The 18,135-nt window shown below is 64.8% G+C and carries 8 protein-coding genes; 5 read left to right on the top strand and 3 right to left on the bottom strand.

The annotated features are described in order from the left end of the window. Positions 1-5: 5 nt before the first annotated feature. Entirely contained in the window at positions 6-4,568 is a 4,563-nt protein-coding gene (locus FZI91_RS13205) for a non-ribosomal peptide synthetase (protein ID WP_155939413.1), read from the bottom strand. Next, a complete protein-coding gene (locus tag FZI91_RS13200) occupies positions 4,565-9,598 on the bottom strand; it encodes a non-ribosomal peptide synthetase (RefSeq protein ID WP_162526384.1) in 5,034 nt (1,677 codons plus the stop codon). The genes FZI91_RS13205 and FZI91_RS13200 overlap by 4 nt, the downstream gene beginning before the upstream one ends. 243 nt (positions 9,599-9,841) lie before the next feature. On the opposite strand from FZI91_RS13200, the gene FZI91_RS13195 reads away from it, so the two are divergent. Genes FZI91_RS13195 through FZI91_RS13175 form a run of 5 tightly spaced genes read left to right on the top strand, consistent with a single transcriptional unit; the run spans position 9,842 to position 16,009 of the window. Continuing rightward, positions 9,842-10,606 carry a thioesterase II family protein gene (locus tag FZI91_RS13195; RefSeq protein ID WP_162526383.1) on the top strand — a complete coding sequence of 255 codons (765 nt, stop codon included), beginning with the start codon at positions 9,842-9,844 and terminating at the stop codon, positions 10,604-10,606. Next, on the top strand, positions 10,603-11,916 hold the full coding sequence (locus FZI91_RS13190; RefSeq protein WP_155939412.1) for a polyketide synthase: 1,314 nt from the start codon (positions 10,603-10,605) through the stop codon (positions 11,914-11,916). Before FZI91_RS13195 ends, FZI91_RS13190 begins: the two co-directional genes overlap by 4 nt. Before the next feature lie 55 nt (positions 11,917-11,971). Beyond that, the gene (nbtC, locus tag FZI91_RS13185) at positions 11,972-14,995 is read left to right on the top strand and encodes a nocobactin polyketide synthase NbtC (RefSeq protein WP_309224159.1); all 3,024 of its coding nucleotides are present in this window, start codon (positions 11,972-11,974) and stop codon (positions 14,993-14,995) included. A gap of 39 nt (positions 14,996-15,034) precedes the next feature. Next, positions 15,035-15,451 carry an MbcA/ParS/Xre antitoxin family protein gene (locus FZI91_RS13180; protein ID WP_155939410.1) on the top strand — a complete coding sequence of 139 codons (417 nt, stop codon included), beginning with the start codon at positions 15,035-15,037 and terminating at the stop codon, positions 15,449-15,451. After that, positions 15,452-16,009, top strand: a complete 558-nt coding sequence (locus tag FZI91_RS13175) for an RES domain-containing protein (RefSeq protein WP_155939409.1) — start codon at positions 15,452-15,454, stop codon at positions 16,007-16,009. Positions 16,010-16,012: 3 nt separating this feature from the next. Here the strand turns inward: FZI91_RS13175 and FZI91_RS13170 are convergent, their stop codons facing one another. Next, complete coding sequence (locus FZI91_RS13170; RefSeq protein WP_155939562.1) at positions 16,013-17,953, bottom strand: heavy metal translocating P-type ATPase; 1,941 nt, start codon at positions 17,951-17,953, stop codon at positions 16,013-16,015. Between the last annotated feature and the right edge of the window lie 182 nt (positions 17,954-18,135).

The following is an 18,135-nucleotide window of genomic DNA, read 5'->3' as shown; positions in this document are numbered from 1 at the left end:
TCTAGCTATCCGTCGAGTGCCGCGGCCAGCGCGGTGACACTTCGTTCCCACAGCCGCGCCAGCGCATCGGCGTCGGAGGGTGTGAACAGTGCAGAGCTCAACTGCCAATTGGTGATGAGCTGCGGGCCATCGGGGGTCGTCATGACCGCCGCGCCGATGTTGATCGCGAAACGCAGCGGCAGATCGGGTTCGGAATCCGGCGGCACAGCGAGGCTGCGCACATCGGTGATCAGTGACCACGGCTGATCATCGATACCACTGATATCCATCCGGCCCACATAGTTGAACTGGATCTGGGGATCCCGCGCGGACGCCAGCTCGTCGCAACGCTCGCCATAGCGCAGCAGTCCGTAATCCAGCCCCTGATGAGGAATTTCGCCGAGATGCTCGGTCACCCCGGTCAACAACCGCCGGGCAACCTCGCTGTCGCCTTCCACTCGGTCGATGTCTATCGCCGTCTCACCAGCTCCGACCCGCACCGGATAGACGGTGGTGAACCAGCCGACGGTGCCGCTGGTATCGGTGTCGAGCTCAGCGTCCGCCCTGCCGTGTCCCTCCAGGGACACCACGGTGCCTGCAGCCGGATCCTGTCCCCGCTGTACCCGCCAACTGGCCACCGTCACCGCCAGCGCCGCCAACAAGAATCCGTACACACCTTCGGGTTTGTTCAACGAGGCCAGTAGGTGCGCGGTCGTATCGACCGGGGTCGGCACCGCCGTGGTCTGCAAGGTCCCCCAGGTGTCGCGGTCCGGGTCGGCGTGCCGAGAGCCCAGCTCCGGATCGGCGCCGGATACCTGCGCGGCCCAATAGTCCCGCTGACCCAACACGTCCCGACTCGAGGCCCGCTGCTGCATCAGCTGACCCCACTGCCGATAGGAAGTGAATTCCATGGGTGCCTTGGGAGTTCCGCCGGCTTCCACCACAGCCCAGGCGTCGGCGAGGTAGCCGAGCACGATATGCCAGGACACCACATCCATCGCCAGATGGTGGACGGTCAGCAGCAGTGCATCATCCGAGGCGCCGCCCGCCAGCCAGGTTGCCCGCAGCATTGCGCCCGACCGCGGATCCAGTGCATCGAAGGAGTCACGAGCAGCCGCGGTGATCGCCGCGTGCTCGGCCTCATCTGCGGGCAATTCCACTCGGCTGAGCACGCTTTCGGCGCGCACCACACCCGGTTCGCGGGTGACGACTCGGGGACCGTTCGGGGTGTCCACCAGTGTGGCCCGCAACATGTCGAACCCGTCCAACAACAGCTGAAGCATCTGCTCGATCAGCGGGCGTTCGACACCCTCGGGCAAGCGCACAAGCACTGACAACGAGAGCCGACGGTAGGTTTCGCTGTCGTACATCCACGACACCACCGGCAGCGGCGGGACCTCACCGTAGTCGGCTTCTCCAGCAAGGGAATTCAGGTCTTCGGAGCGACTAGCTCTGTCGTCGATAAGGGCTGCGAGCTGGCGGATGGTCGGTGCCGCCAGCACCATCCGCGGGGTGATTGTCAGGTCACGCTTGCGCGCCTTGTTGACCAACGAGATCGCGACGATGCTGTCCACCCCGAGCGCGAAGAAGTCTTCGTCGATTCCCGGCGAAGTGCCATCGAAAAGCTCGGCGCAGCACTCACACAACGCGCATTCGGTGGTGCTGACCGGCTGTGCCGCTTCGCCTTCGGCAGTGCCCCCGGTCAGCGCGTCCAACGCGAGCCGCTCCAACACGTCCCCGTCCAGCTTGCCGTTCACCGTGACCGGCAACCGTGGCAGCTCCACCAGACGCGCTGGCATCATGTAGGACGGCAACCTGTCCGCAAGTCGCAGCAAGGCACGAGCCGAATCGAACTGTGTTCTATCCTTTTGGGCCTCGTTCTGTTGGGAGACAACGAAACCCACGAGCGTCGCGCCGCCGGCGCGGCGCACCACCGTCACCGCGGCGGTCTGCACACCCGGTTGCACACGCAGCGCTGACTCGATTTCGCCGACCTCGACGCGGTAACCACGAATCTTCACCTGCGAGTCCGCACGGCCCAGATACGCGAATCCACCGTGCTGCAGTCGACGCACCAAATCGCCTGTCCGGTACATCCGCAGACCGGGGCGCTGCGGATCCGCCACGAAGGCAGCCGCCGTTACTCCGGGCTTTCCGGCATAACCCCGCGCAAGCTGGGCACCCGCGAGGTACAGCTCGCCTACGGCGCCGTCCGGCACCGGCCGCAGCCGCGAATCCAGGACGTACCCGGCCATACCCTGATTGGAGGTGCCGATGGTGGGCGTCGGATAGTCCTTGACCGTCGCCACCACGGCTTCCACCGTCGTCTCGGTGGGGCCGTAGCAGTTGTAGACCGCAGTCCCGGTCAGGGATCTCAGCCGATCCCACAGCGCGGTCTCGATGGCCTCGCCGCCGAGCGCCAGCACCGCCAGCTCTCGATCCAGCAGGCCCGCCGAGGACAACTGCGCCAACATCGACGGTGTGGTGTCGATCATGTCGATACCGTGCTCGGCCATGCCGTGCACCAGTCGACGCGCGTCCCGCATTGCCTCGGCGTCGAACAGGTGCACCGTGTGACCGTCCAGTAGGCCGATCATCGGCTGCCATGAGGCGTCGAAACTCAACGACCACGCGTGGGCAATGCGGAGTTTGCGCCCCAATCGCGCTGTCGCGGGCCGGTACACGCGGTCGCGATGATCGGCGAAGTAGCTCATTAGCGCACCGTTGGTGCCGATGACACCCTTGGGCTCCCCCGTCGATCCGGAGGTGAAGATCAGGTAGGCGCTGTGCTCGGGATGCCTGGACACACTGGGGGCTAGGACGGGCCGGCTCGTAATCCGCTGCGCGACCGCCGACTCGTCGAGCACCAGCGTGGGGTATTGCTCTCCGGCAACGGCGCGGCACTCGGCGACGGTGACAATAAGCTTCGGATCGGATTGGCGCAGAATCGATTCGATACGCGCGGATGGCAATCCGATATCAATCGGGACATAGGCTGCCCCCGCGGCCAGCACCGCGAGAATGGCGACAATTGAATCCGTGGAGCGCGGAAGAACCAGTGCCACTGAGGCCTCCGGGCCCACGCCGTGTTCGGCCAGTTCGACACTCAGACGACGGGCAGCGTCATGCAAGTCCGCATAGGTGTGCTGCTCGTCGGCGCCTGCGGTGAGTGCGACCGCCTCCGGGTTCTGGGCCGCCTGGCACGCGAACAGCTCCCATACCGATGCCGCTGATTGATCAGCCGCCGAGGCGGTGACGGTGATTTCGGCACGCTCGCGCGCGGTCAGGACATCGAGCGCATCGGGTGTCCGGTCGCCGATCTCCGGGAGCTGACGCAGCACCGACACCAGCCGATCGCCGATATCAGCACCCGAAAAGTGCGGCAGTGCTTCGGGAATGGCCTCGATGAGTACCAGCAGCGAGTCACCGTGCATGTGCGACACCACGGTCACCGGGTAATGGGCCAGGCTTTCCATCTCGACCGGACGGAAGCGTGCTCCGTCCGGCATCTGGATATCTTGGGTGGTGTCGCCGATAGGGGCGTTCTCGAAGACGAACAAGGTGTCGAACAACGCGGCACTGCCTTCGGCCCGTTGCAGCGCCGACAGACTCAGATACCCGATGTCACGCATGGCCGCCGATTCGCGTTGCAGCTGCGCGCATTGCTCGATCACCGAGGTCGCGTAGTCGATGTGATGCACCATCGGCACCGAGTTGATGAAGAGGCCGACCATCCGCTCGACATCGGGCAGTTCCTTGGGACGTCCCGACACGATGGTGCCGAAAACGACATCGGTGCGATCGGTAAGCCTGCCGAGCACAAGCGCCCACGCGAAGGCCGTCACGGTGTTCAGGGTGAGTCCGTTTGCGCCCGCCCATTGCCGCAGCCGCGCGGTTTCCGCTGGTGTCAAAAGGAATTGCGTCTTCTCGGGCACGCTGTCATGTGCGGCGACGACACCCTCGGCCAGCATCAACGGCCCCGATACGGTGCTCAGGTAGCGCGTCCACCGCTCGGTTGCGGCTGTGGTGTCTTGCGCATTGAGCCACGCGATGTAATCGCGATACGGACGCACCGTCGGTAATCCGTCGGCCGAACCGCCCGCCTGATAGGCGGCGAGCATCTCGCTGAAGAAGATCGCAATCGCCCAGCCATCCATCAGGATGTGGTGGGTGGTGACGACCATCCGGTACCGCGATTCCCCCGGAACACTCAGCAGCACGATGCGGATGGCCGGCCCCTTGCCCAGGTCGAACGGGCGGCGGCGCTCACTCAGTGCGATCTCATCGAATTCGGTTGGTCGCGCGGCACGTTCCTCCCACGGGATGTCCGCGTGCGTGGGCACGATCTGCACGGGCTTGGGCAGTCCACGGTCCCAGAAGGCGGCGCGCAGGTTGGGATGCCGGGTCAGCATCGCCTGTGCGCTGCGGTGCAGCAGATCGGTATCGAGGCCGCCTTCGATGTCGGCGACGAACTGCATGCTGTACAGGTCAACGCTCTCGTCGGCGAGCTGGGACAGCGCAAAGAAACCTTCCTGCAATGGGCTCAGCGCCAGCACGTCCTCGATCTGCGGCTGCTGCGTTCCCGTCATGACTGTGCCTGCCACGAGGCCGCGAGATCGGCGAGCGCTTCGGCGCTCAGGCCGGAGGCGCTCATCGGTGCACTCGGTGCTGCCGGGGTTTCGGCAGCCGAATCCGCGTCAGCCACAGCCGGGTCGGCGGAGTCAACGGCGGCCGCCAATTGCGTGATGGTCGCGCATTCGAACACCATCTGCGGAGTCATCGCCAGCCCGCGTTCGGCTGCGCGCGTAGACCATTGGATGGAGATGACGCTGTCGCCGCCGAGTGCGAAGAAGTTGTCGTCGGGGTCCACGTCGGTGATCTCCAGCAGTTCCTCGAGGATGGCGATGAGTGTGCGTGTGGTCTCCTCGGATCCCTTCCCCAGCGGTCGCATCTCACGTTCGATTGCGGCGGAGGCCGGCGCAAGCAGTCGTTCCATGGCATCGTCCGGCAGCAGTGCAATCTCGGAAATCCGGGTGTCCTGATCGGAGACGAACGCGTCGAATGCCGTATCGAGCGCCCGCGCGATCAGCCCCGTCGTCTCCGCGTCGTACAGATCGGCGTTCGCCACCACCGAAACGTCGAGGCCGCCCTCGGGGGTGACGTGCAGGGCAAAGTTCAGGTCCAGGAATGAAACGTCAACTTCCATGGGCAGCGGGACCATCGACGTTCCGCCTGAACCTGTCAGGTCCCGCGCCTGCGTCCCCCAATCCGCGCCACGGAAGTTGACCATGATCTGGAACAAGGGATTCCAGGACAGAGACCGTGCGGGGTTGATGGCCTCTACCAGTTTCTCAATGGGCAGTTCCTGGTGTGCGTGCGCGTTAAGCGTGGCATCGCGGCTTCGCTCCAGCACCCCGCTCAATGTTGGATCGCCGGAGAGGTCGTTCCGTAGCGCGATCATGTTCGCGAACAGTCCCACAAGCTTTGCGACATGCGGGTGCACCCGAGCCGCAACCGGACTGCCGATCACGATGTCGGCTCCGCCGCCGAGCCGATGCAGCATCGTGGCCAATGCGGCCTGATAAACCATGAACTCGGTGACACCGCTTCGTTCGGCCATCCGGGTCAAGGCCTGCCGGCGCTCGGGCGAGACGGTGAATCTCTCCACCTCACCGCGCTTTCCGAGGATCTGCGGTCGGGCACGATCATGCGCCACCGCAATCTCGGCGGGCACTCCGGCCAACTGTTCACGCCAGAAGCTCACTTCCGCCTGTCCGAACTCGCTGTCGGAGCCGAAGGCGTCGCGCTGCCACAGGACATAGTCGGCGTACTGCACTGGCTGCGGGTCCCATTGCGGCGCCTCACCCGTGATACGGGCGCGATACGCGGCCACGAGATCGTCGACGATCACCGTAAACGACGCATGGTCCACCACGATGTGATGCACCACCAGCGCCAGCACGTGGTCCTCGGCACTCAATTCGACGATGGTGGGGCGGATCAGTGATTCCGATTCCAGTCCGAACACATGGTGGCGCAGTTCGGCCAGGGTGTCCGCCAGGCCTTCCGGCTCGGTGCGCACGATCGGCACCGACAGCTCGCGCACCGGCCGCACGATCTGATAGGGCGCGCCCTCGTGGATCGCAAAGTTGGCACGCAAGCTCTCGTGCCGGGCGACCACATCGTTGATCGCTGCGGTCAACGCCGATGTCTGCAGCGGGCCGTCGAACCGCAATGCCAACCACATGTTGGCGATATCGGTGACGCCCTCCATCTGGCACTCAAACCAGACTGACAGCTGAGACGACGACAATGGCAGACGCTCCGGGCGCACGGCCTGGACAAGATCCGGGCGACCGTCCTGTGGGGCGGCCTCCATCTCGTCGGACTCATCGAGATCCAGCTCGTCGAGCTCGATCTCGAATTCCTCACGGAAATACGAGACAAGCTGCGCGGCCAGCCCCGTAGGCGTCGGGTTGTCGAACACCGCACGGACCGTCAATTCGATGCCGAACTGGGCACGAATCTGTGCCACCAGGCGCGCGGCCAGCAGCGAGTGCCCACCCAATTCGAAGAATGAATCGTCTGTGCTGACTGTGTCGCGCCCGAACAGGTGCGAAAAGATTGCACACATCCGACGCTCCGTGGGAGTGGCCGGAGCACGAAATGTTCGTTCCACGTGCGCATCCGGCGCGGGCAACGCTCGCTTGTCGAGCTTGCCGCTCGTGGTCAGCGGGATCTCGGGGATCATCACAAGGGAGCTGGGCACCATGTACCCGGGCAGTGTTTCCTTAGCGCGCGTGCGCAATTCGTCCAGATCGATAGCCGCAGTGCCGCCAGCAGCGGGCACCACGTAGGCGACCAGCATCGGCCCCACCTGAGCATCCTCGATGACGGTGACTACACAGTGCCCGACCCGCGGATCGGCACCGATGACTGCCTCCACTTCGCCGAGCTCGATGCGGTACCCCCGCACCTTCACCTGTTCGTCTGCGCGTCCAACAAATTCCATCTGTCCGGAAGCATTGCGGCGCACGAGATCCCCGGTGCGATACAGGCGCTCACCGGATCCGAACGGATCGGCCACGAATCGCTCCGAGGTGAGCGTGGGACGGCCGAGGTAGCCGCGCGCGAGCTGGGCACCGCCCAGATACAGCTCGCCGACCACACCCGCGGGCACCAATGTCAGCGCCTCGTCCAGCACATAGGTGTACACGTTGCCGTTTGGACTTCCGATCGGCACCACCGAATTGCCCTGCGGGCCGTCGACTGGCATGTAGGTCGAACACACCACCGCCTCGGTGGGCCCGTAGTGATTTCGCAGCTCCGCATCGAACATGGTCGCGAACTTGTCCGCCACCTCGCCCGGAAGCGCCTCGCCGCCGACGGGCACGTGCCGCAGTCCGCGAAGCTCGCGAACCTCTGGCAACAACATCACCGAACCGAGCAGCGACGGCACCATGTGCAGCACTGTTACACCGCGGCGCCGAACCAAGTCGATCACATACCCGATATCGGAGAACGGATTCGGTTTCGGGATGACGAGCTGAGCACCCAAAGACAGCGTGCACAGAATGTCGGCCAAGGAGGCATCGAAGCTGACCGAGGTCGACTGCAGCATCCGATCGTCGGCGGTCATGCCCCATTCGGCGGTGAAGGAGACCACATGCTCGGCGATGGCGGCATGCGCGACGGCGACTCCCTTGGGCCGCCCGGTGGACCCCGAAGTGTAGATCACATAGGCCAGGTTCTCAGGCAGCAGTGGACGTAGCCGGTCGGCGTCGGACACCGGGGTATCGGCGAGCTCGACAGACTGCGACTCGACGGCCCGGAACTCTTTCGCGTCCAACACCATCCGTGGCCGGGCATCGGCCAGCAGATACTCGATGCGCTCCTCGGGGAGCGCAGGATCGATCGGCATGTATGCCGCGCCCGATTTGAGTACTCCGAGCATCGCCACGATGAACTCGACAGAGGTAGACATTCGCAGAGCGATGACATCTTCGGTGCCGGTTCCCTGGGCGATGAGCCACCGCGCGAATCTGTCCGAACGCTGTTGCAGTGCGACGTAAGTGAGTTCAGCATCATCTGCCACGAGCGCCAACGCGTCAGGCGTCGCCCGCGCTGCCACATCCAGAACGTCCACCAGGGTCACCCGCGCAACATCGGACAGCGTTCCATGTGATTGTTCGAGCACACCGGCACGTTCCTCGGCACCGAACGGATCCAGTTGCGCGAGCGGAGCTTCCGGCCGGTCTAACCCCTCCGCAAGGAGCCGCCCGTAGTGCGTAAGGAGCTGGTCGACAAGCCATTCCGGCAGTGCGTCGGTCTGATACTCGATCTCGACCATGGTGCCGGCCGATTCTGCGGCGATCGCCAGAGACACTGGCAGTTGCGCGGACACGGCACTCAGATCGAGCTGAGTTGTCTCGACGCCTTCCAGTCGATACCCACTGGCGTCCTTGCGCATGCTGAAGCCGACCCGGACCAATTCATCGAGTCCGTCGTGCCCGGCGGCACGACTTGGATTGATCTCGCGCACCACCCGGTCGATGCCGACATCCTGGCGACCAAACGCGCCGAGGCACATCTCGCGCACCGAGGCCAGGTATGACGCGAAACTCTGCCGCGGATCCATCGCCGTGCGCAGCAATAGCGTGTTGCCAAAGTATCCAATTGCCTTTTCCGCGTTAGCCTTGCGCTCCGCCACCGGAATCGCAATCACGAAATCGGACGCCGCGGTATACCGATGAATGAGGGTCCCGAATGCCGCCAGCAGCACCATGAACGGAGTCGCTGAGTGTTCGCGCGCGAACTCCTCGATCCGCGCCGCGGTCTCGGCAGGCAGCGGGACTGCGCGCCGGCGCGCGGCGCGGGAGGAACGCGCGGCGGCCCCGGGACCCGGGAGCTCCAGGGCGTCCGGAAGCGGGGTCAGGGACGTCCGCCAATACTCGACATCCATGTCCGATGGCTCGCCACCGTCGGTCCCGACCACCGCGAATTGCGGAGCTACCCCCGGCACGGGACGGCCGTTGTAGTGCTCACTCAGCTCGGTGAAGAACACCTCCCAGGAGCTGTCGTCCCAACAAATATGGTGCACCACCAGCATCAGGACGAAGTCCTCGGCACCAAGACGCAGCAGCGTGACCCGTAGCGGCTGGTCGGTGGCCAGGTCGAACGGCCGCCCGAACTCGCGGTCAGCCAACGCCCGGATCTCTCGCTGCCGTCCATCTGCGTCGAGGGACCGCATATCCACTGTGGTCCAAGGCAACTCAACTTCGTCGGCAAAGCTCTGATACGGCTCTCCGACGGCGTCTACGCCATAGGTGGTGCGCAGAATGTCGTGACGCGCGATGACCGCGGCGAACCCGTCACGCAACCTCGATTCGTCAAGCGATCCCCGCATCTGGTGTGCGACACAGATATTGAGGGTGGTGTCGTCCGCGTCCGCGGTCTGCATGAACCACATGCGGCGCTGACCCGACGACAGTTCGCGCCGCTCACCCGCCGCAATCCGGGGCGTCGATTCCTCGGTATGCGCGGCAACGCCGCTGTCGGCAAGCCGTTTGCGCAGCAGCTCTCGCCGACGGTCAAGTGCAGACAACCGATCGCCACTCACCGAGCGTCACCGTCGATGACAGAAGCCTGGAATCCGAACGGCTCCGCGCGCATGAATCGAACCACCTCAATTTGGGAACTATGCCTAGCCTTACCTTAATGTCTGCGCGAGGCGACGGGTAACGCCCCATGGGCGCCCCGGACCGGCTATGCCCTGCGGTCACCGCCAGATGCGGAAGTACAAGACCAGCCGAGAGTTACGTTAGGCTAATCTAACTAACGGTGACCTGGAAGGAAGCACGGCGTGGATCGCAAACTCGGATGGATCAGGCAGTTCCATAAGCCCGAATCACCCGATTCGCCGCTGCTGCTGATCTTCCCCCATGCGGGAGCTGGCGCATCGGCCTATCGCACGCTCTCGAAAGCCTTGGCAGCAAAGTTCAATGTCATCATCTTCCAATACCCGGGGCGACAGGATCGTGCGGGCGAACCGGCCCTAGCCTCGCTCGCCGACATCGCCGCCGGCGCGTTCGCCGAGTTCCAGTCGTCCGATCACCGTCACGACGTCCCGATCTATACCTTCGGCCACAGCATGGGCGCGGTGGTGTCCTTCGAGTTCGTCAGGCTCGCCGAGGCCGCGGGACACCACGTGCATCAGCTCACCGTCTCCTCGGCGGTGGCGCCCGGCAACATCGCCGACAAGCCACCTCTTCCGACCGACGACGATTCGGTGCTGGCTCATATGGGCGCATTGGAGGGCACCAACTCCACAGTCATGGCCAACCTCGACGTGATGCGGATGGCGCTCCCGGTCATGAAGGGCGACTACCAGGCCTTCAACGCGTACACCTGCCCAGCGGACATCAAGGTCGCCGCGCGAATCCATTCCATCGGCGGCGATCAGGATCCGATGATCAGCATGCGAGACCTGTACGGCTGGGGCCAGCACACCGACACGTTGGACGTGACGTTATTCGACGGTGGGCATTTCTACCTCAACACGCACATCGAGGCTCTCGCTGACCTGATGGCCTCGGGCGCCGCCCACACGTCGTCGCCCCAGTCATGAGTACCGACACAGATCCCGTCGTCATCTCCGGGATGGCGATCGAGGCTCCCGGCGGAATCGATACCACCTCGGCGTTCTGGAATGCACTGGCCGACGGACGCGAACTCATCGGCCCCTTCCCCCGCGATCGGGATTGGCCCATCGACGAACTGCTGTCGCTGTCCGATCGCGATGGGTGGGGGAATGTCTCCGACGCTGGCGGATTCCTTACCGACGCAACCATTTTCGATCCCGGATTCTATGGATTCACACAACGCGAAGCCGTTGCGATGGACCCCCAGCAGCGGATCGGGATGCGGGTTGCCTGGCGCGCTCTGGAGAACGCCGGTCTCAATCCCAATGACCTGGACGGTGCCGAGGCCGCCTGTTTCATCGGCGCCTCCCCCAACGAATACGGCCCGCGCGCGGGCGAGATAAACGCCCATAGCGGCCACCGTGTCGTCGGTGGCGGCCAGCTCGGCATCGCTGGCCGGATCTCCCACGGCCTCGGGCTCGTCGGACCCTCGATGTGCGTCGACTCCGCGTGCGCATCATCGTTGTCGGCACTGCATCTGGCCGCCTCTGCGGTGCGGGCCGACGAATGCGAATGGGCCCTCGCCGGTGGCGTCTGCGTCATGGGTTCCCCTGGCGGGTTCTTCGAATTCTCCAAGCTCCACGCGCTCGATCCGGACGGCCATTGTCGCTCGTATTCCGATGAGGCAAACGGCACGCTGTGGGGCGAGGCCGCCGGAATGGTTGTGCTGGAACGTGAATCGCGAGCACGGGAGCTTGGACACCGGGTGTACGGGCGCATTATGGCCATTCGCACCAACCACAACGGCGGGGGCAAGCCCATCCTGGTTCCGCGCGGGCGCGCACAGGCAAAGCTGGTTGCGGCGACGATCGCTGCGTCCGGGATCGATCCTGCCGATGTCGGCATGCTCGAAGGGCACGGTACGGGCACCCGCGCCGGCGATCCGCTCGAGATCATGGCCCTGCAGAGCACTTACGGCGCCGGCGGCTCTCAGGCGCTGCTAGGTTCCGCGAAATCCAATGCGGGACACGCGCAATCCGCCGCGGGCATGGTGGGCCTGATCAAACTACTGCTGTCGGGGCAGAACGGGCATATTCCGCCGACGCTGTATGCGGACAATCCGACCACCAGAATCGACTGGAACATGACGGGGATCCGACTGTCCACCAAACTGCACTCCTGGGAGCCGAAGAACGGCATTCGATATGGCGCGGTCTCATCATTCGGGGCCGGGGGCGCCAACGCTCACGCCATCATCGCGATGCCCGACATGGGATCCGGCGGCAACGATGTCTAACCACCGCTTGCCCAACGGAGCCACTCCGGTCCTGCTGTCCGCCGACACCCCCGAGGTGCTGCGCCGCGAGGCCTCGGCGCTTCTTGCCTATGTACTCGATCACCCTCGGCTTGCTCCGAATCGCATTGCGGGCATGCTCTTTCGGACCCGCACCGCACGCCGGTACCGCGCGCTGATCGGGGTGACAGACCATCAGCAACTCGTCGCGGCCCTGCGGGCCGTCGTCGCCGGTGAGGACCATCCGCTGGTGGCCTGTAATACCGATCCCGCGACCGCGCGCCGAGTCGGATTCGTGTTCCCGGGTCAAGGTGGTCAGCGCCCGGGAATGGGACGGCTTTTCTACGATGCCTCTCCCGAATACCGCGCCGAGGCCGACCGCTGCTCCGAGCTCTTCGCAAGTCAATTCGGCCGCTCACCGTTGAATTACCTTTTGGACGAAGGTGTTTCCGCGGATGACAGCGCGAGCGTCGTGCAACCTGCCCTGTTCACCCAGATGGCCGCCCTGGCAGCACTCTGGCGTTCGGTGGGCGTCAATCCGGATGTCACCATCGGCCACAGTCAGGGCGAAATCGCCGCGGCCTACATTTCGGGCGTCACGTCCCTGGCCGATGCGGTCACCGTGGTGGGCACGCGGGCGCGGATCGCCGATGGGTTCCCTGCCGACGACTACGCCATGGCCGTCATTGCGGCAGATCGTGACACCTGCGAGAGACTCCTTGCCCGGCAATCGGGTTGGGCCGAGCTCTCGGTGATGAATTCGCCGATGATGATGGGCATCTCCGGTCAGCGCGAGACCGTCCACCAGATCGTCGAGCGTCTCACCGAGGACGGAGTCTTCGCACGGGTGATCCCGGTGCAGTATCCGGCGCATACCAGCATGATCGCTTCGATCGGCGCCGAGATTCGCAAGGCGCTGGTCGAGAAGCTCGGTGTTAACGAGTTCGTGTCCTCTGAAATCGAATGCATCGGTGCGACACTCGGTGGGCCGCTCACCCCAGACCTGCCTGTCGACCAGTACTGGTTCTGGAACCTGCGCAACATCGTCCGGTTCGACCGCGCCGTCGCGACCGCGGCAGGCGCTCAGATCGACACCTATGTGGAGCTGGCCGAGCACCCCACCTTGCAGCTCGCGATTCGGGACAATCTGACAGCACTGGGCACCGAACGCGCGGTCTGCGTGGTCGGCACATCCACTCGGACCGCGACCGATCTGGGCGAGTTCACCGCCAACCTCGCGAACCTTGCCGTGCACGACCTCGACTACAACTGGGACGCGCTGCGCACAGCGGCATCCGAACCGGTATCGCTACCGCTGCGCGATTTCCCGAATGTTCAGAACAACGACATACGGCTCTGGCTGTCGTATCGCCGATCCGGAAGCGAGGGTTCTATCGCGCAGGCACCCGCCGCCGCCCCGGAGGCTCACCCGACAGAACGCGTGGGGGTGTATCCGCGGCTGCTGCGCGAAACCTGGACCAAGGTCACCCGACGCACCATGATGCCGCCCAGGTCGTACTGCATTGTCGACGCCACCGGTAAGTCCGCGGACCTCGCTGCGGCACTCTGCGACGGCGCAGCCGACTTCGGTTCTTCGGCCCAGATCCTGGATAGTGCAAGAGAATCCGGGACCGGCGACGCCGATACCCTGGTGATCGTGCTGCCCGCCGCGGGGCACATGAACGATCATCAAGCCACCGCGGCGATCGCGGAGTTCTTCGGCGACCGCACCTGGTGGCCCGAGCTGGCCAGCACGGTCACCGAATGCTGGATTGTCACCGTGGACGGCGAGCAGATCCGCGCACAGAACGGCGCTCCGCACCCAGTGCCTGCGGCGATTGCCGCAGGGTTCCGCTGCATGGGCACCGAACATCCGGGCATTGCCTTCCGGCACCTGGACGTGACACCCGATATCGCGCAGCCGGACAATGCCGGCACCATCCTGGCCGCGCTGCAGTCGGCGGGGGAATCGGAGCTGGCACTGCGCCCAGATGGCATGTACGCCAAGCGCGTCGTTGACGCCAGCGGCGATCGTGACGGTTCTGCCGTCCCGGATACTGCACCCAAACACCTCGTGATCGTGGGGGGCACAGGAAAACTCGGCCAAGAGTTCTGTGAGCACTACGCCCGGTTGGGTAGCCAGCGGATCACGCTGATCAGCCGTTCTGGAGAGACCGATGTGGTTTCCGGACGACTCGAAGCCATCCGCCGGGATACCGGTGCCGATGTGCGGGCGGTGTCGTGCGATGTCACCGACGCGTCTGCCGTCGCCACGCTGGCAGAAGGCCTTCGCGAAACGCCCGCGGATCAGATCATCCATGCCGCGGTGGATTACTCGGATATGCCGCTTGCCGAGGTCACTGCCGAGAAGTTCCACCAGGCATTACGCGCCAAGGTCGGTGGCATTGTGAATGTGCTTGATGCCCTGCCGCGCACGGATTCCTGCCGTGTGATGTTGTGTTCCTCTCTCTCGGCGACCATCGGTGGCAAGGGCCAGCTGATGTACTCGGCCGGGAACCGGATGCTCGACGTCCTCGCGGTCCGTCAGCGCGCCGCCGGTCTGGACTGTGTGTCCGTGCAGTGGGGCCAGTGGACCGTGCATCTCGATCTCGATGACGCGGGTATCGCGAAACTGGCTGCCGCAGGGGTTCATCCGATGCGGCCGGTGGATGCACTCGCCGTCGGAATGGGACATGAGGGCGGCAATACCCTGGTGGGCGCGTTCGACCTCGCCCAGGCCCGTTCGGTGCTGGGCGCCTTCGGGTACGGCCCGCTGCTTTCCGAGCTTGCGGACGACAGCGCACCAGCGCCGATTGCCGAGGTGACGCAACCCTCGACCATCGTGCGCGAAAACCGATCCGGACACCTGGTGCAATTGCTCGCCGAGGTCATTGGCGCCGATCACGTCGACTCGATCGACACCGCCATGCCGATGGTGGCCATGGGCCTGGACTCGCTACAGGCACTCGAGTTCCGTCGACGCGTACAAGCCGAGCTCAATTTCGAGCTGCCGGTGGCAGATCTGCTCGGCGGCGCGTCCGTCGATCACGTCATCGAGGTGCTGGGCTCGCAGACCCGGTGATGGCCGGCGCCCAACAAATTTGTTGGGTAGGATGGTGTCATGGCGGCGACAGAGCGAGGTAGCAGGACTACATCTCCCGCGGTGCGCAAGACGTTACGCGTGGTCGGTGCGCGGCCTGCCGACGATCCACTAGCCCCACTACGCGTCTCGTATCTGGTGGATGCGCTGGGTGGAGCCACTCAGTTGGCCCGGTTCATCGGTGTGAACCGGTCACAACCGTCACGCTGGATCTCCGGCGAGGAACGCCCCGGGGGCCGCGCTGCTCCGCTGATCATCGATCTCGAACACATCGTCTCCCGGGCGAGATTGGTGTGGGGCGAGCAGGCGGCGGCCACCTGGCTGGAGAGCGCCAACAGCTATCTTGAGGGCGCACGACCACTGGACGTACTACAGAGCGAGGGCCCCGGCAGGGTTCTCGATGCCTTGGATGCGGTTGCGGCCGGATCGTTTTCGTAGATGCTGGTCTACCGGACCTTCCCGTACATCGTCGGCGCGAGGGCGGGGCAACCCGGCCATCCGCTGTATCAACATCGACCACAACGCGGCGGCCGGATCGACCATCCCGACTACTACGTCTGGTATCTCGGCACCCGACCCGAAGTGGCCTGCGGAGAAGTCTTCGGGGATCTGCAGGCCTGGGACGATTCGATGTTCGAGTTCCCGCTGTTGGAAACCCGCAAAGCACTCGGGGTGTTCAGCCTTCCCGATGACCTCCGGATCTGCAATCTCGATGATGCGAAACAGCTTGTGAAGCTTGGGCTTCGCCCCACCCAGGTGGTAGCGCGGAACCTGGGCGTCACCCAGGCGTGGGGACATCAGATCTGGTCGGAAACCATGGCAGACGGCGGGGATCAGCGGTGGCAGGCCGTCAGCTGGTGGTCATATCACCGGCCGTCGTGGCCGGTGATGGCCAGTTGGGTTCGCCCGAAACTCGAACGGGTCGAGCCCCTGGATCTCGAACACCCTGCCATTGTCGATGCCGCCGCTGCGCTGAACCGTCCGATCATCCACTAACCCCTATCTGCCGAGGATGCGCCGGGCGCTTTCCTCCGGACGAAGATCTAGGCGGCGCAGCAACTGTGCGTTGAGTGCGACGACCACGGTGGATGCCGACATCAGGACGGCGCCGACGCTCATGGGGAGCACGAAGCCGATCGGAGCCAGCACACCGGCCGCCAACGGAACCGAGATTAAGTTGTATCCGGCTGCCCACCAGAGATTTTGCTTCATCTTGCGGTAGCTCGCCCGAGACAGCTCGATGACCGACAGCACCGACCGCGGATCTGAACTGCCCAAAATGACTCCGGCGGAAGCGATCGCGACATCGGTGCCCGCACCGATGGCAATACCGACATCGGCCTGAGCCAGCGCGGGAGCATCGTTGACGCCGTCGCCGACCATCGCCACGGTGTGCCCTTCGGCTTGCAACTGCGCTACCGTCGACGCCTTGTCCTCGGGTCGCACCTCGGAGAACACCCGGTCCACGCCGAGCTCGGACGCGACAGTGTTGGCCACGGCATGGGCATCCCCGGTGATCATGACGACCGATACGCCCAACCGGTGCAGCGCGTCGACGGTGTCACGGGACTCCGGCCGGATATCGTCGGCCAACCGCAGCGCGCCGGCAACCTGCCCGTCCGCCACGACATGCAGGATGATCGCGCCTTCGGTTCGCCATCTTTCGGCAATCGGGAGCTCTTGTGCACCATGCCGTTTCAGCATCGCGGGTCCACCAACGGCCACCTGTACCCCGGCGACATCCGCAGTGACGCCCAGCGCCGGTTCGGAGGAGAAGCCACTAGCGGCGCTGATCGACAGCCCTCGTCCGCGCGCAGCCTCCACGATGGCGCGGGCCAGCGGATGCTCGCTATCGGTTTCGACTGCGGCTGCCAGCGCCAGCAGCGCCTCCGCGTCGCGCCCGTCGACGGGTTCCACGCCCGTCACTGTGGGAGCACCCTTGGTCAAGGTTCCCGTCTTGTCGAACAGCACAACGTCTACCGTGCGCATCTGTTCCAGTGCCAGACGGTCTTTCACCAGCACCCCGCCGCGGGCTGCGCGTTCGGTGGCGATGGATACCACCAGTGGAATGGCCAGACCCAGGGCATGCGGGCAGGCGATCACCAGCACCGTGATGACGCGCACCACCGCGGCATCGGGCTCCCCCAGCACTGTCCATGCCAGAGCCGTCAGCGCGGCGGCCCCCAGTGCGAACCAGAACAACCAGCCGGCCGCGGTATCGGCGATCCGCTGGGCGCGCGAGCTGGACGCCTGTGCGTCGGCAACCAGACGCTGGATCCCGGCCAGCGTCGTGTCATCACCGACAGCTGCGACTTCCACTCGAAGTCCGGAGTCGGTGGCGACCGTACCCGCGACCACCTGATCGCCGGGTCCGCGACGCACCGCACGGGACTCCCCCGTCACCATCGATTCGTCCAAATGCGCACTGCCCTCGGTGATCCGGCCGTCCGCGGGCACCGATCCGCCCGGGCGCACTACCACGATGTCACCCACCCGCAGATCAGTCGGCGCGACAGGCACGATCTGGTCACCTTCGACACGTTCCGCGGTATCGGGCAGCAGCGCCGCCAGTGAGTCCAACGCGGAGGTGGTCTGCGCCAGCGACCGCATCTCGATCCAGTGGCCGAGCAGCATGATCAGCACGAGCAGCGCCAACTCCCACCAGAAATTCAGCTGGTGGTCGATCACGCCGAGACTCGCTCCCCAGGACGCGACGAAGGCCACCGTAATCGCCAAGGCGATCAGCAGCATCATTCCCGGCTTGCGACTGCGTATCTCGCTGACCGCACCCGTCAGGAACGGTTTGCCGCCCCAGAGGTAGATGACGGTGCCGAGCACCGGCGATATCCACTTGACCCAACCGGTCGTGGGCAGCTGATAACCGATGACCATCGCAAACATGTCGTTGAAGGCCACCACCGGCACCGACAGCGCCAGCATGATCCAGAACAATCTGCGGAACTGCCCGACGTGATCGCCATGGCCTCCATGGCCGTGATGGTCGTGTTCGTGTGCCCTGCCATGCTCGGCATCAGTTTCGACTTCGCATGCGGCGTCAGACGTGTGTGATGACGGATGCACGGCGTGGTCATGGTGAGCACTCATATCGTCAACATATACCC

The organism is Mycobacteroides sp. CBMA 271, from assembly GCF_009729205.1.
GTDB lineage: Bacteria > Actinomycetota > Actinomycetes > Mycobacteriales > Mycobacteriaceae > Mycobacterium.
This window is presented reverse-complemented; position numbering and strand designations above follow the sequence as displayed.

Excerpts from the sequence above, each read along its gene's own strand:
- FZI91_RS13205 (WP_155939413.1), bottom strand. The coding sequence starts at position 4,568 with ATGACGGGAACGCAGCAGCCGCAGATCGAGGACGTGCTGGCGCTGAGC.
- FZI91_RS13190 (WP_155939412.1), top strand. The coding sequence starts at position 10,603 with ATGAGTACCGACACAGATCCCGTCGTCATCTCCGGGATGGCGATCGAG.
- FZI91_RS13180 (WP_155939410.1), top strand. The coding sequence starts at position 15,035 with ATGGCGGCGACAGAGCGAGGTAGCAGGACTACATCTCCCGCGGTGCGC.
- FZI91_RS13175 (WP_155939409.1), top strand. The coding sequence starts at position 15,452 with ATGCTGGTCTACCGGACCTTCCCGTACATCGTCGGCGCGAGGGCGGGG.
- FZI91_RS13170 (WP_155939562.1), bottom strand. The coding sequence starts at position 17,953 with ATGCTGGCGCTGTCGGTGCCGGTGGTGGCCTTCAACGACATGTTTGCG.